The organism is Parachlamydiales bacterium, assembly GCA_041671045.1.
Taxonomy (GTDB): domain Bacteria; phylum Chlamydiota; class Chlamydiia; order Chlamydiales; family JABDDJ01; genus JABDDJ01.
Genome location: JBAZCF010000004.1, coordinates 41,701 through 55,680 on the forward strand (window position 1 = coordinate 41,701; position 13,980 = coordinate 55,680).

The 13,980-nt window shown below is 43.5% G+C and carries 10 protein-coding genes; 3 read left to right on the forward strand and 7 right to left on the reverse strand.

What is annotated here, in order from left to right; genetic code table 11:
• Window positions 1-12: 12 nt before the first annotated feature.
• From WC222_06280 to WC222_06300, 5 genes are all read right to left on the reverse strand, one after another.
• Window positions 13-3,201 carry a penicillin-binding transpeptidase domain-containing protein gene (locus WC222_06280; GenBank protein ID MFA6915985.1) on the reverse strand — a complete coding sequence of 1,063 codons (3,189 nt, stop codon included), beginning with the start codon at window positions 3,199-3,201 and terminating at the stop codon, window positions 13-15.
• On the reverse strand, window positions 3,201-4,943 hold the full coding sequence (locus tag WC222_06285; protein ID MFA6915986.1) for an MFS transporter: 1,743 nt from the start codon (window positions 4,941-4,943) through the stop codon (window positions 3,201-3,203). Before WC222_06285 ends, WC222_06280 begins: the two co-directional genes overlap by 1 nt.
• A gap of 58 nt (window positions 4,944-5,001) precedes the next feature.
• On the reverse strand, window positions 5,002-5,682 hold the full coding sequence (locus WC222_06290; GenBank protein ID MFA6915987.1) for a LysE family transporter: 681 nt from the start codon (window positions 5,680-5,682) through the stop codon (window positions 5,002-5,004).
• 54 nt (window positions 5,683-5,736) lie between these two features.
• The gene (locus WC222_06295; GenBank protein MFA6915988.1) at window positions 5,737-6,315 is read right to left on the reverse strand and encodes a hypothetical protein; all 579 of its coding nucleotides are present in this window, start codon (window positions 6,313-6,315) and stop codon (window positions 5,737-5,739) included.
• 70 nt (window positions 6,316-6,385) lie between these two features.
• A complete protein-coding gene (locus WC222_06300) occupies window positions 6,386-7,162 on the reverse strand; it encodes a hypothetical protein (GenBank protein ID MFA6915989.1) in 777 nt (258 codons plus the stop codon).
• Between the two features lie 93 nt (window positions 7,163-7,255).
• On the opposite strand from WC222_06300, the gene WC222_06305 reads away from it, so the two are divergent.
• The 3 genes from WC222_06305 to WC222_06315 all read left to right on the forward strand — a co-directional run bounded on the left by WC222_06305 (window position 7,256) and on the right by WC222_06315 (window position 9,993).
• Complete coding sequence (locus tag WC222_06305) at window positions 7,256-7,921, forward strand: DNA alkylation repair protein (GenBank protein ID MFA6915990.1); 666 nt, start codon at window positions 7,256-7,258, stop codon at window positions 7,919-7,921.
• 7 nt (window positions 7,922-7,928) lie between these two features.
• Entirely contained in the window at window positions 7,929-8,726 is a 798-nt protein-coding gene (locus tag WC222_06310; protein ID MFA6915991.1) for a DUF1398 family protein, read from the forward strand.
• Window positions 8,727-8,808: 82 nt separating this feature from the next.
• Window positions 8,809-9,993: a hypothetical protein gene (locus WC222_06315; protein MFA6915992.1), complete on the forward strand. Its 1,185-nt coding sequence runs from the start codon at window positions 8,809-8,811 to the stop codon at window positions 9,991-9,993.
• Window positions 9,994-10,023: 30 nt separating this feature from the next.
• On the opposite strand, the gene WC222_06320 is transcribed toward WC222_06315, so the two are convergent.
• Window positions 10,024-12,270, reverse strand: a complete 2,247-nt coding sequence (locus WC222_06320) for a helicase C-terminal domain-containing protein (GenBank protein MFA6915993.1) — start codon at window positions 12,268-12,270, stop codon at window positions 10,024-10,026.
• A gap of 9 nt (window positions 12,271-12,279) precedes the next feature.
• Complete coding sequence (locus WC222_06325) at window positions 12,280-13,944, reverse strand: RNA polymerase sigma factor (protein ID MFA6915994.1); 1,665 nt, start codon at window positions 13,942-13,944, stop codon at window positions 12,280-12,282.
• Window positions 13,945-13,980 lie beyond the last annotated feature (36 nt).

The window sequence follows — 13,980 nt, forward strand, 5'->3', positions numbered from 1 at the left end:
GAAAGAAGTCTATTATTTCTCTGAAAGCAGATGTTTTGCTTTGATTTGGCGCCATCGGAGCGCAACTTGCGCTGCTAGAGGCGCTGTATCCTTGCCGTAGCTTCCGTAACGCAAATAGACGACAACAACTAGTTCAGGTTTCCCAAACTTATCTTCGAAGAGGAATTTCTTTTCTTGGGGATGGAAAAGTATGCCTCCGTACCATAGGTGGTTATAAATACGGCTCTTGTCCGGAACTTCCAGATCGATAGCTTCTACTGATTCGGCGGTACTTGTTTTGCCTAAGAGGTCCTGTCCTAGGGCTTCGTAATCCTTGATTGCTTCAGGAAAACGGCGATAGAGTTTTTTTAATTGCTTTATGGAGGATTGGTGCGATTTTACGACGACTTGATGCATTCCTTCCAGCAGAATAGCCCGTACAGCCTTGGGCATAAAGGCTTCATGTCGTTGAATCGTTGGGAGGGCTTGCAGCTCCCAATCATTTCCAGGAACGGCTGTAATGTCAAAAGGAGAGCGTAGGGGGTGTTTCCCTGCTGACATATAGACGAGTTTGGGTTGGACGACCTTGCCGCCATTGGCTAAAGCTGAGAGCATGACAGCAGCCTGCAGGGGCGTAACGACAAGAGAGTGCTGTCCGATGGCTGTAGCATAGAGGCCGGTGCGATTTGTCGCTAAGTCTGTGGGGATATTGCCGCCAATTTCACCCGGCAGGTCTATTCCTGTAGGGCTGCCGTAGGAGAATAGGCGAGCTGCTTCCGCCAGGTCTTCGGGGGAGCTTAAAATATCGCCGGCGAGGAGAGAAAAGTAAGGGTTACTGGAGTATGCAATTGCCTTGATGATATCGGTTAAGCCAATATTTTTATTCAGGCTTTTAGGCAGGCGTCCCCCTTTATAGAGTTGGGGGATAGGTTTATTGTCCTCATTGAATCCTACAATAACTTGGGAGCCTTGACGCTGCCAACTATCGGTAATGGTAAGGGGATTGAGTGGGCCGTGAGGGTTTTTTAGGTACTGGTGTATTAAACCTGCATAGGCGGTGACAAGTTTAAATATCGATCCTTGTGTGGTTGCTTGTCTATAGGCATGCGAGCGCCCATAGCCAAAACCGTAGAGGGGATAGAAGGACATGGCAAGGTGCTTTTCTTGCTGTATAGAGTTTTCACGTCTTACAGGGCGATATTTTCCTAGTAAAGGCCTTTGCAGATCTTGAAAACCACGCAAAGTGGCTAAGTAAAGGTAAGCGTTGTCAGGGGAAAGTGTATCCAAAGTTTGGATTAACTGCTGACAGAGAGGTTTACATGAGTCTGTAAGTTGGATATCTTTGTTTTCAACAAAGTAATTCAAGTAGAAGTTGACTTCATCTTCTATGTCTACAGCGCCCCAGGCGTTGACGAGAAAAGCAGAGAGGATTTCATGGAAATTCTGGTCCCAAAAAGCCTCGAACTGCTCTTTTTCTTCAGCATCAAGCAAGTCAATATAGGGTTTTGGATACTTTTTCTGTTGTTTTTCCTCTTTTCTTTTATCACCAAGAAATGCTTTCTCGTTTTCTTTTTTCCATTGAGCAAAGGTGTGTTGGCTGAAAAGGACTTTACTGTGTTGTTTTAGAATATCGCGCAGTTGGGAGGCAGCGCAGCAATGGTCGTGGTGATCTGTTAGAGTGATTTCACCGCAGGCTGCCAGGAGCTCGTCATCGAAAGCACTTTCCCAAACAGCCAGTCTTGAAAGATCTAAGATAAGGATTTTGTCTCGGTCTGATTCTAGGCCTTTGAGGTATCTTTCATGGCGGGGATTGCGTTGGAGAACGATAGCGTCGTTGATGGTGACGATTTTTTCCATCGCTTGCCTTAAGGGACCTTGTAATGGGAGAGTGAAATCCAGGAAGTTATTCCAAGTCATCCAGAGTTCTTCTTCAAAAAGACTTTTGGAAAAGATGTCGTAGTTTTCCCGCATTAGGGGGTGTCTTTGTTCCCAGATTCCTGCGAGGTAATCTTCTGTCTCAAACCAGCGTAGAATGTTTTTTCTTGCTTTGCCTGGTGCGACAAAATCATTTGGATTGTAGCGGGGATAGCTGGCTAAGGCGATGATTTCACCGTTGTTTGGGTCCATGGCAATGATGGAGCCGCCTTTAATCCAGGGTTGTTTTTCTGCTATGACAGACTTTTCTATACTGCCTGAGGTGCTGATACGTGCATTGCGCAGGTGGTCGTTGATGATGAGTAGTTCTTCAGCAAATGTTTGCAGCTCTGTGGAAATAGAGAGAAGAAGCCGTTTTCCCGGGAGTGGTTCGCGTGAGCCGGGGAGTTCACGTACGAAGTTGCCCCTTGCATCAGTGGTGAATGCTTTCTGCCCTTGAAAGCCGCGTAAAGTCTGTTCGTATTTTCCTTCAATACCCATTTTGCCGACGAAATCATTGATGGAGTAGGCCTTTTCTTTCAGGTCTAGCAGCTTGGTCAGTGCTTGTTCATGTGTTTCAAAGCCTTCAGGAAGCGCAGGATCTTCTCCTTCATCCCATAGGCGTTGCCATTCTTCTAGAGTGCGTATTTCTGTGAGGACCTTTTCATATTCCTGACGGTTGATTGCGCCCATGTAGCCGACGATATCAGCTGCTACACGTCCTTGGGGATAGTGTCTGCGAGGTTGTCTACGCGCATTGAGGCCTATCCAATCTTTTTCCAGTATTTTTAGGCGGTAGTATTCCTGTTCTGTCAGGTCATCCTTAATCAGAAATGGAACGTGATGGTAAAGGGCGGCTTTGGAATGGATGAGGTCTTCTACACGGTTTGCATCTAAATTAAGTTCTAAGGCTAGGGTTTCGGCAAGTTTACGGATGTAGTCGCGTCTTTTATTTTTTTTTAGGTTGGTGCCATCAGGTTGTTTTTCCCAACGGACGCTAGGGATTTGTGCTAATTGGCTATAAACGACGGTGGCTTGGTAATGGATTTTGTTGATGGCGAGAGGCAGATTGAAACGGTCGCGAATGGTACCTCTTCGGGAGGGCTCAAGGACTATTTTCTTTTGGGGGCGGCTCGCTTCTTCGACCTTCTCCTCATGTTCTATGACGGCAAGATGCCAAGTTCTTAAAACAATGAGGAGAAGAGCGACTCCTATTACGCTCAACACAGTTTGAGCTTTTGTAGGAATAAGGGCTATTGGATCAATACGGAAGGCTTTTTTATATTTCTTTCCTCTGTACATGCTCATTATACATTTACAGGGGATCCAAAGATAACCGCAGCGGGAACATGGATTTTATTGAGCTGTCGCATGAAGAACCGGTGAGGTTTATGTTTTTCCCCTTTTTCGATCGTGACTGGTATAACAGGGAAATGTTTTTCATCTAAGAATGCATTTAAGTTCTCAGACTGGCGTAATTTATCAATCTCTTCTTGCACATTGGGATTAGTTGTGAAAATACAGACTGAGAAGCCTTTATTGAGGGCATTCCTCATGACGGTATGGCACATTTGGTTATGCTCCAGGGGTTCAATCGCAGGAACATAAACAATCCTTAATAGATGGTAAAGGCGTTTCAGCCAAGGAGAGTGGTCTAGTTCATGCTCGATAAAGAAACGCATTCTGCGGCGTTGTCCGCCCAGCATGAGTAGTGTGTCATTCCAGGCAGTATGGGAGCAGACAAAAATGGCGGGGGTATCTGGAAGGTTTTCTGTTCCTTCATAAGAAGTTCTAAAGTGAAGGCGGGCTAAGGCCATAGCAAGGAAACGCGCTACATAATCGAAGAAGACGTAGGTGAGGATCAAGTTAAAGGCCAGGGTAATATTGCCCACGAGGATGAAGCCTTTGTCAGCAGAGAGTCCAAATACTGCCTTATTTAGATAGATCAATATAGAGGCTAGAAGTACGCCAACAAAACTTAGGAAGTTGGTGGCCGCAATGATGCGTCCGCGTTCGTGGCTTGGGCTAGCAACTTGTATATAGGAGTCCATCGGGACTTGGTACATACCCCCGAACATACCGACGATGACGACAAGGGGGAGGATAGCGCCGAGGCTGGTCGAAAAGTAATCGATAAAGTAGCACGTGACGGTAACTCCGAAGCCTGCAAGAGGAGCGAGGCCTAACTCTACGGTATTGCCTGATATTTTAGCTGCTATCATAGCACCGGAGCCTATGCCTAGGGCAGTAAGTAAGAATAGGTATCCCCCCTGGACAGTATTTAACCCCAAAGATTCTTCAGCAAATGGAATGATGTTCAACTGTACGAAAGCGCCGAGGAAAAGGAAAAAGGAGGATCCCATGATGGCCATGAGGAGAGAAGGCTGTTCTTTAGCTATTTTAAGAGAAGAATAGATCTCATGGAGGACCCGGATACCGAATTCCGTTTCGGCCCCCGAAGGTGGGGTATATTCAATGCAAAAGCTAGTAATAAGGCCGATGATGCTGACCATTAAGCAGAAAAGAGAGGCTACGATGTAGTCTCCGTTGGTGATATCCGTAATGAAGGAAGCGAGGAAGGATCCTAAGATGATGGCTACGAAGGTAAAGGATGTCAGAAGTCCATTAGCTTTGGTGATTCTATCAAACGGGACGAGTTCCGGTACGATACCGTACTTTGAGGGGCCGAAAATGGCGCTTTGCGTAGCCAGTAGAAAGAGGATAAAGTAGGTAGCCCATACGCTTTCAAAGATAAAGGCAAAAAGGCCAAAGCCCATTGTAATCACTTCAAGTAATTTAGTGAGAACAATGATATTGCTTTTGCTGAAGCGGTCTGCCAAAACGCCTGACCCTGCGGAAAAGAGTAGGAAAGGCAGAACAAATAGAGCGCTCGTCGTAGATAGGATAATATGGCTATTGCCTTCTCCTAACAAATTAATGAGGAAGAAAACGACGACGAGTTTATATATGTTATCGTTCAGTGCTCCCAAAAATTGAGTGAAGTTTAGGAATGTAAAGGAAGACCATTGCCTAAGAAGGTCAAGTCGCATAAATAATATCCATTATAAAATTTTGATATCCAAAGCTTTAGTATGTAGCCCGCATTATTTAGATGCAAGCGAGTAGCGCATATACGCCACAGGCCAATAAAAGCGCTCCACCGATTTCTCTAAATCGTAATAAGCTTTTATCTGTTAAAAAACCACGCATCTTAGAGGCTGCGTAGGTAAGTATAGTCCACCAGGTGAGAGATCCCAAGAAAACTCCCACCACGGTTAACGTGGTATTTTTAATATTATTAGTTGCCTCAACCAATCCAAATGTTCCAAAAAGAGCCATAAATGCAAGGATGGTCAGAGGATTGGCTAATGTAAGCATAAATGTTGATCCTAATGCACTTATACGTGAATCTTTCTGGTCGATTAAGGCTGCTTTATGTGATTTTGTAAAACAAAGCTCGGCGCCGATATAGCATAGGAAAAATCCACCCAGCATTTGAATCCAGCATTTGTTGTAGAGGATCCAATCTGTAATTACTGATAAACCTAATCCGGCGACTAGCCCGAAGCACATGTCTGCCAAGGCGGCGCCTAATCCGGCTGCAAAAGCGGTACGAAAGCCTTTACTTAGGGCATATTGCATGCAAAGTATTGCTATGGGCCCTACTGGAATTGCTATTGCCGCACCGATGACGGCCCCTTTCCAAAAAAAGCGCAGGCAAGTGACTCCGTCTTCACAAACGGGATGAATGGCTACCAGTTCGGTTAGGTTTATTTCGGCTAAAATCATTCAAATCGCTAAATTAATAAGATTAAAAATAACTAAACAGTAATTAAAATACAACTAAGACAATCTTTGGATACAAGTTTCTCTTATTTGCCAAAGGATATTTGGATTATAGTGGTATTTCTTCGACCAACTCAAGATCAAAGCCCAATGCAGTCGATGTTTAAGCAAAGGAATTTGAGTAGGAAAAGCAGAGTGGATTTCAATGATGTCTTCGGGATCGATTATCATATGTTTATTGGGGAATGTGAAGTCGTAATAGTGATCATTATAGAGGATGCAGCAATGTGCTTCAGGCAAAGCTTCAATATAATGCTGGGCCAACACATCCCGCAGTTGAGGAGTGTTTCGGCTATGGATTCGGTAAAGGATGATCTGCAAAGATATTTCATAATGACCATGTTCATGTGCTAATAAAGCCAACAACGCATGCTTTCCGCTGGAGGTGCCTTGTCCTTCTTTAAGTATTAATGACAGGTCTTGGGGATTTTGTGTGCGGTGATAAGGAAGTTGCCAAATATGGAAAGTGGCCGAAGCATAATCTTCCAATCCCATTTGAATGCATAAGGAACCTAGCTCTCCCCAAGGCCTCAACTTAAAATTGGGCCAGTATTCGAATTCGATAGGCAAGTGCACAGTTTCCTCGGTGTTAAAAATTTGAAAATAGCGTGCTTAAAAAATAATGCCTAATATTTTCAGAGCCCCATTAATAATTTTTTCCTTTTTTTCGAAGCTTAGACCAATAAGCTTTCATCTCATCGGAAAGATAATGCTTAATATTGGAAAGATAGGGGCGTGCGCGCAGGTATTCGGTGTCAATGAAAGCGAACTTTCCGTCTGTGGTGTAAACAATATTGTCAGGACGCAAAGTTATTCCCGGGGAGTGAGTTAGAATAGAATAAAGTTCCTTCAAATGCTCTTTTGTAATTTTTGTTTTCCATGCGAGAAGATTTTCTTCTTCTGAAACTAAGTCAAGCTCTTCTACTAATAAAATGGCGATTTGACGGGAATAGTTATCCGGCACTTCGGGATAAGCAGGTAGGGGATGAAGGTATTTTTGGGGAACGATAAAGTACTGGCATCTTTTGTTTCGGATAACTTTCTGCATGAGTTTGGCACCGACACAGCGTCGAACAAACCATTCCCAGCTCTGCATGCCTTTTTTTTGCCTAGGTTCTGAATCTAACACTGTTTTTACTAGATAACCGGGAAGGAGGGGATGGCGAGCGACTTTAATGAAGCTGCGTGGTTGGCTATAGAGGGTGACAAATCCGGCGTTGGCGAAGGCTTCTTCGTTTAGGGTGACACGTTCTATACCAAATAGATTTTCAACTGTAGATTTCAAGGGATGATTAGAAGGGAGCATGAAGGGAGCGATTTCATCACGTGCTCTCTTAGTAATAAAGGGGTTGTTTTTAAGTTCTTGAGGTTTAGCTTCTAAAATAGAAAAACTCAAGAGAAGGACTAGAAGAAATTTATACATGATTACCTCGTAAAGGGGAGTAATATAGCATTCAATTGACTTAAATTTCTAAGATAAATACAATGAGTTAAAACTCAATGAATGAGCACTCAAATGAAAATAGTCCTTAAAATACAAGATTCTTTTAAAAAAGCCGCAGATGCACAAGTTGCACAAGGCCAGCGCGCATACATGAAAGATCAGTTTCCCTATCTAGGCATAAAAACCACTTTAAGAAGGGAACTTCAAAAGGAAGCATTTGCATTACAGTCTTTTGAAAGTGAAGAAGAACTTTTAGATAATGTTTCAGCTTTGTGGGAACTGGAAGAAAGAGAATATCAGTACGCTGCGATAGAACTTTTAGAGAAAGGGCGTAAATTATTAACTTCAAAAACGTTGCCATTTATTGAAAAGTTTGTCCGTGATAAGTCCTGGTGGGATACTGTGGATTTTTTGGCGGCACATGTGACCGGAAATATTATCATGAAGCATCCGGTATTATTAAATACTATGGATTTATGGGTTGTCGGAGATAGTTTCTGGATTAGGCGTACTGCATTGTTGAGCCAGCTAAAATGGAAAGACAAGACAGATGAGGAAAGGTTATTCAGATATTGTACACTCACAATGCACGAGAAAGAATTTTTTATACGTAAAGCGATTGGTTGGGTGCTTAGGGAATATTCCAAAACTAACCCCGATTCAGTTAGACAATTTATAGAAGCTAATAAAACTAAACTTAGCGGGCTTAGCTATCGTGAAGCCTCAAAATATGTATAAGGAAGTTATGACTATGATAGATGAAAAAGCAATTCTAAGTATTTCTGAGAAAGGAAGATTAGGTCACTGGCCGTATCCAAAGATCTATAGAGCTTATAAGGATTTAGGCCTAGAAGGTTATAGTGTGGAAGTTGAAACGCATACTGTCACCTTTTTTTGCAAAGACCAGATAATAAAAGAAGTGGTGAATATGGGTGGAGAAAAGCTTTTGATAGCGCCCTTCCACGATAAAGCAAAAATAGAAGAGGCCATCGAATATAATCAAACCCAGGGTGGATCTTACCCGCAATTTCTGAAAGATATCGCAGCTGCAGGTGTTATGCTCTATCGTGTGCAGATGAAGGATGATACTATCCATTATTTAGGTATGAACGGAGAAGACTATGTGGAAGGTGTGCCGGTAAATATTTACCCTTTTGAGACATCTAAGGTTAAGCATTGGGTAGATGAAAGCGTAAAAAATGAGGTAAATTATCCGGCAGTTTTTGAAGGGTTGAGACAGGCGGGAATATTATTCTTCACATTAGATGTAGCAGAGCAAAGAGGCTCGTATCATGGTGACGTACATATCTATGAGAGTCAACTAACCGAATCTAAGAATAAAATCTCTATAGCCGGGAGTTTTTCCGAAGAGAAGTTGAAGCAGGTATTGGAAAAAAGAGCTAGAAACTTGATTTCCTTTCCACAATTTCTATCAGGGTTGGGAGAAGCGGGCGTAGCGCATGTAAAAGTGGATCTACTCAGAGGAATACAAACCTTTAATGGTAATAACGGATGTTATAAGAAAATGATTCCAAGAAAATAAAATATAAAATAAGTTTTTGTTTAGTATAATTAGATTTAAGAAAATATATTAAGTTCTAAATAAGTCCGCACGGAGGTGGACGATGATAGACGACGTTTCTCGAAGACTAGTCGAATTTGACCGGACTGTCGCGTATATACCTGGTCTCAGTTCGATAAATAGTGCTGTCAATCTCGTTGAAAAAGCCCTCTATTCCCATTCTAAATCTAAAGATCCCTATGTACGGCGAGTGGCTCAAAAACCCATAAGCCGTACTCTATTAGAATTTATTCCTGTCCTAGGCAATGCTATCGCTTATGTGATGGATCATCGTGAAAATAAAAAAGTTAATGTGGAGATTGCACCTGAAGAAAGAAAAATGATGCTCCCTACCTTAAAATCAGTGATGGAAACTCAGCCTACAGCTGAAAATCAACGCATTTATGCAAAATTATTGCTGCAGGGTAATCCTACCCCTACTGAGAAAACAGAGGCCTTAGCTATTCTTACTGCAGCTGCAACCGAAGGAGATCGCGTTTCTGCATTTGTGCTGGGAGATTATTGGCTGCATGAATTAGAAATGGGAAGCCCTCATCATAAAGCAGACGAATACATCAATGCTCAACTAAATTTCCGCTTGGCCCTAGATGGCAAAGAGAGTGTGGATTTTTTGCCCAAAAATGAGAGAACTGCAGCTTTAGTCAGTCTCTCAGATTTTAAAACTTATGAAAGGGACTATCCCGCAAGCGTAGAGCTCTTAGAAAAAGCTTTGGAGGATGAAAAACTAGACGAGGATATGCGAGGACAGCTCTTGTTAAAATTAGGGAGAAGGCATGAATTTCTTCCCCTAGAGAAGAATAAGAGCATAGAGATTTATAAACTTGGCGCACAGACGGGAAATGTCGATTGTATGATCCATCTTTCAACATCTTATCTTTTTCATGGTTCTCCTGAGGTGCTTAAAAATGCTGAAAGTTGGCTTTTGCGTGCATTTAAGAAGGGTAATGACTTTCAGAAAAATCAGGCCGCTACAAAGCTTGTAGAGCTTTATTTAGAAAACTTTACCAATAAAGGGAATAAGGCCTTGGAATTTAGAGAGTATATTGCTTCAGATTCTAAAGAAATGTGTTCCTTGGGCTATCATTTTCTTTATAAACAGAATTTTTCCAAGGCATATCAATGGTTTTCACGTGCACGAGAGCTAGGGAACACTGAAGCTAAAAAAAACATTGAAAATTTTTCACAGCTAAGACAAATAGACCTTAGAGTTGCAGCGGCTGCGAGTTAAAGTCACCCAACAGCTAGTCTATTGTTAAAGCTACAAAGTTAGGGAATATGTTTTGCGGTAGAAGGTGTCCATTGTAGAACGTAATGACGAGAGAGGAACGGTTGCCATTTGCGTTTTGGGGAGGCTGTTAAGGAAGAGTTTACCATAAGCTTTATTGATAAGCCGCGTATCAAGGCACACGATGCAGCCACGATCTTTTTTATGGCGTATCAGACGGCCAAAACCTTGTTTAAATTTAACGATTGCATTGGGTACAGAGAATTCTAAGAAGGGGTTACCGCCTCTTTTAATGATTGCGTTGGTGCGCGCCTCGATGATGGGCTCTGAGGGCACTTGAAAGGGAAGCTTTACAATGATCACACAGCGCAGGGCTTCTCCGGCAACGTCTACACCTTCCCAAAAAGAATCTGTTCCAAAGAGGACAGAACGGTCCGTGTTTTTAAAGTTGTTTAGGAGTACTTGACGCGGAGCATCCCCTTGCTTGCAAGGTTTATATCTACCTTCGATAAGCTGGGGATATAATTTCTCATAGATTCCCTTGAGCATACTATAGGAAGTAAATAGCACGAAGGCGTTGCCGCGGCTTCCGTGTATAGCCTCCATAATCGCACTGCAAGCTTTTTCGTTAAACCCATCCTCATTAGGAAGCGGTAGATCTGTGGGGACAAGAAGGAGGGACTGTTTTTCATAATCGAAAGGGGAATCAAAGATCTTTTCGGTGATTTTCTTATAGGGGAGCAATTGGGGTGTTAAGCCTAAGCGTGAGCGGAGGAAATGAAATTCGCGGTTAGTGGCAAGGGTAGCGCTGCAGAGAATAGATGTTTCGAACCGGGAAAAGAACTGCTGTGCAAGCAGTGTGGATATATCCAGTTCAGCGTCGACTATGTGGGTATTGCTAAGCGAGCGTGTTTGCTGTAGTTCAATCCAGCGTACTTTCTTTTCTGTGGGGGGTGTTTTAGCGAAATGGACGATGATGGTCAGAGCTTTTTCTAAACGCAAGCGCAGGGCCTGTATCTCAGCCCTTAACCCACGTGTTTGATCTTGGATGCGTGCATCCTCAGCATTGTGGATATCTTCCATTAAACTGTTGATCGATTGAAAGTATCTTTTGGCATCTTCTTCTAATTTTGAGACTTTAGGGAGGATATCCTGAAGCCATAAATCGTGTGTATGGTGATGCGCATGGATACGGTAATTACCTTCTACTTGGTCAGACAGGCCGGCTTCATCTAAAGAAAGACCCGAGTTTAAGGCAAATTGGCGGAAGGAGCTGAAAACTTCAAAAAACTGGTCCATCAACACGCGCCGTTGTCCGATGAGATCGACTTGAATGCGTTGGATGAAAGATGCAGCTTCGGTAGTGATCTTCTTTTGGTAGATCTGTTCTATTTTAGTTTTTAGCAGGGGGAGCTTGCCGGAAGTGCGGAGTTGTTTGTCAGTGGCAAGGAGGCCAAAAAGGCGCATGATTTCTGCTAAAGAGGTGCGCATAGCAAGGTAATCTGTTGCGACATCTTCTAAATTATGGGCTTCATCCAAGATAATACGTGTATAGCTGGGCAGGATGCCGATGTTTTGAGAGGAAGGCATATGCTGGCTTTCTATCCGGCGTGAAATGTCGCTGAAGAGAAGATGGTGATTGACAATGAGAAGCTGGGCTTCCATCGCTTCAGCACGTGCTTTGAAGAAAAAGCACGATTTAAAGTAAGGGCATTTTTCGCGTGTGCAGTTATCGCCTTCAGCATTGACTTTTTCCCAGATGGCAAAGGGGGGAGAGATAGGCAAGCCTGAACGTGAACCGTCGGTGGTATGTTGGCTCCACGCTTCTATGCGGTTGACTTCGTTAGCTTCTTCAGGGGTAAGCAGGGGGATTTCGCCTAAGGTATCTTCGAGTTTTCGGCGGCAAAGGTAATTGCCCATTCCCTTTACAAGAACGGCCTTGAACTCTAGGTTAAGGGCTTTATTTATAAGGGGAATATCTTTGTTGACGAGTTGTTCTTGCAGCGCGATGGTATTGGTGGAAATGACGGTGATTTGTTTGTTATGGAGCGACCATAAAAGGGCGGGAATTAGGTAGGCCATGGATTTGCCTGTCCCTGTCCCTGCTTCGATAAGGGTAATCTTGCTCTGATTATAGCTATGGATGATTTCTTTGAGCATGTTGCGCTGCTGTTCGCGCACTTCAAAGCTGGGGAGATGGCGCTGGATTAGACCCTCCTCACTGATGATGGGGAGGGTCTTATCTTCGCGTAGTTCTTTGTAGGTTGGGTTTTCCGACACGTTTCGAAACTATTCTACTTCGAGCAGATCTAAAAAGGCTTTTAGTTGTTTTGAACGTGTAGGATGGCGCATCTTACGGAGTGCTTTGGCTTCAATTTGACGAATACGCTCGCGTGTGACGTTAAAGACTACACCTACTTCTTCCAGGGTTTTGGGTTTGCCGTCCAAAAGGCCAAAACGGAGAACTAACACTTGCCTTTCCCTATCGGTAAGGGTAGTGAGGACTTCTCCCATCTTATCTTTTAGGATGCTGTACCCTGTAGCTTCAGCGGGTGAGTCAGCTGTGGTGTCTTCCAGGAAGTCACCAAACTGGCTTTCGCCCCCATCTCCTACTTCTGCTTGTAAGGAGATCGGATGCTGTGCAATCTTATAGATTTCACGTACGCGTTCAGGAGTTAACCCTAATTCGTTTGCGAGTTCTTCCGGCGTAGGTTCCCTTCCTGTTTCCATCATGAGTTTTTTGGCTCCGCGAAGAACCTTATTGATGGTTTCGATCATATGAACAGGGATACGGATAGTACGGGCTTGGTCTGCAATTGCGCGGGTCACAGCCTGACGGATCCACCAGGTGGCATAGGTAGAGAATTTGTAGCCGCGTCGGTATTCAAACTTTTCGACGGCTTTCATCAATCCCATGTTTCCTTCTTGGATTAGGTCTAAGAAGGAAAGTCCGCGGTTTGTGTATTTTTTAGCAATGGAGATGACAAGACGGAGGTTGGATTCGACCATCTCGCGTTTGGCTTCCTGGCTCTTGTCCATCCAGCGGTGTAGCATTCTGACGTCTTTTTTGAATTCGTCAAGTGTACGGCCTGCTGCGAATTCTCTCTTACGCAGTTTTCGTCTAACAGCGGCAAGTTTTTGTGCTGCAAAACGGTTTCTCTCTGCACGGGGAGTGAGTTCGTTGATCTCTTTTTCTAGTACTAGAAAACGGTCATAGGCACCGAGAATAACTTCGCCGAAGTCTTCAATGATATTATGACGGCAGTGTAAGCGCCTTAGATAGGCTTGCATACGGATGCGGCACTTTTCTATCTCTTCGCTTAGACGCAGTTTTTCATTTTTGGAAAGATTGGCTGTTTCTAATGTGATCAGTAATTCTTCGAGGGTGCTTTCTTCTTTCTTGAGGAGTTCGCATAATTTTGGCAATAAAGCTAAGAATTCTTGCTTATTGGCGATTTCTTTCTCAGTAATGGACTTATCGAAACGCTCTTTTCCTTGAATAAGGTAGTTGGCAATAGCGATAGCTTCGCAGGAAGAATAACGGAATCGCATGATGATCCGCTCTATTTGGATCTGTGCTTTCTCGATACGCTTGGAAATTTCGACTTCTTCTTCACGGCTTAGAAGGGGCACGGAGCCCATTTCCTTAAGATACATTCTAACAGGGTCGTCAGGAGAACCTTCCATCCGCTTGGGAAGGCCTTCCAGCTCTTTAGCTTCTTTCTTACGCTCTTTTTGGCGTTCGACTTCGGACTGATTGAGAATCTGGATGTCCATTCCGCTAAGGAAAATCAGGACTTGGTCGATCTGCTCCGCTGTGTCGATAGACATAGGGAGGATTTCGTTAATTTCCTCGTAGGTAATAAAACCTTGTTCTTTAGCAACAGAGACAAGTTCATCGACTTTCTGCTGCTGCTGCGAGGTGAACGCGTTTTTTATGTTAGTTTTGCTCATCCTTTTCGCACGACAGAAATTATATTATAAGGTGAT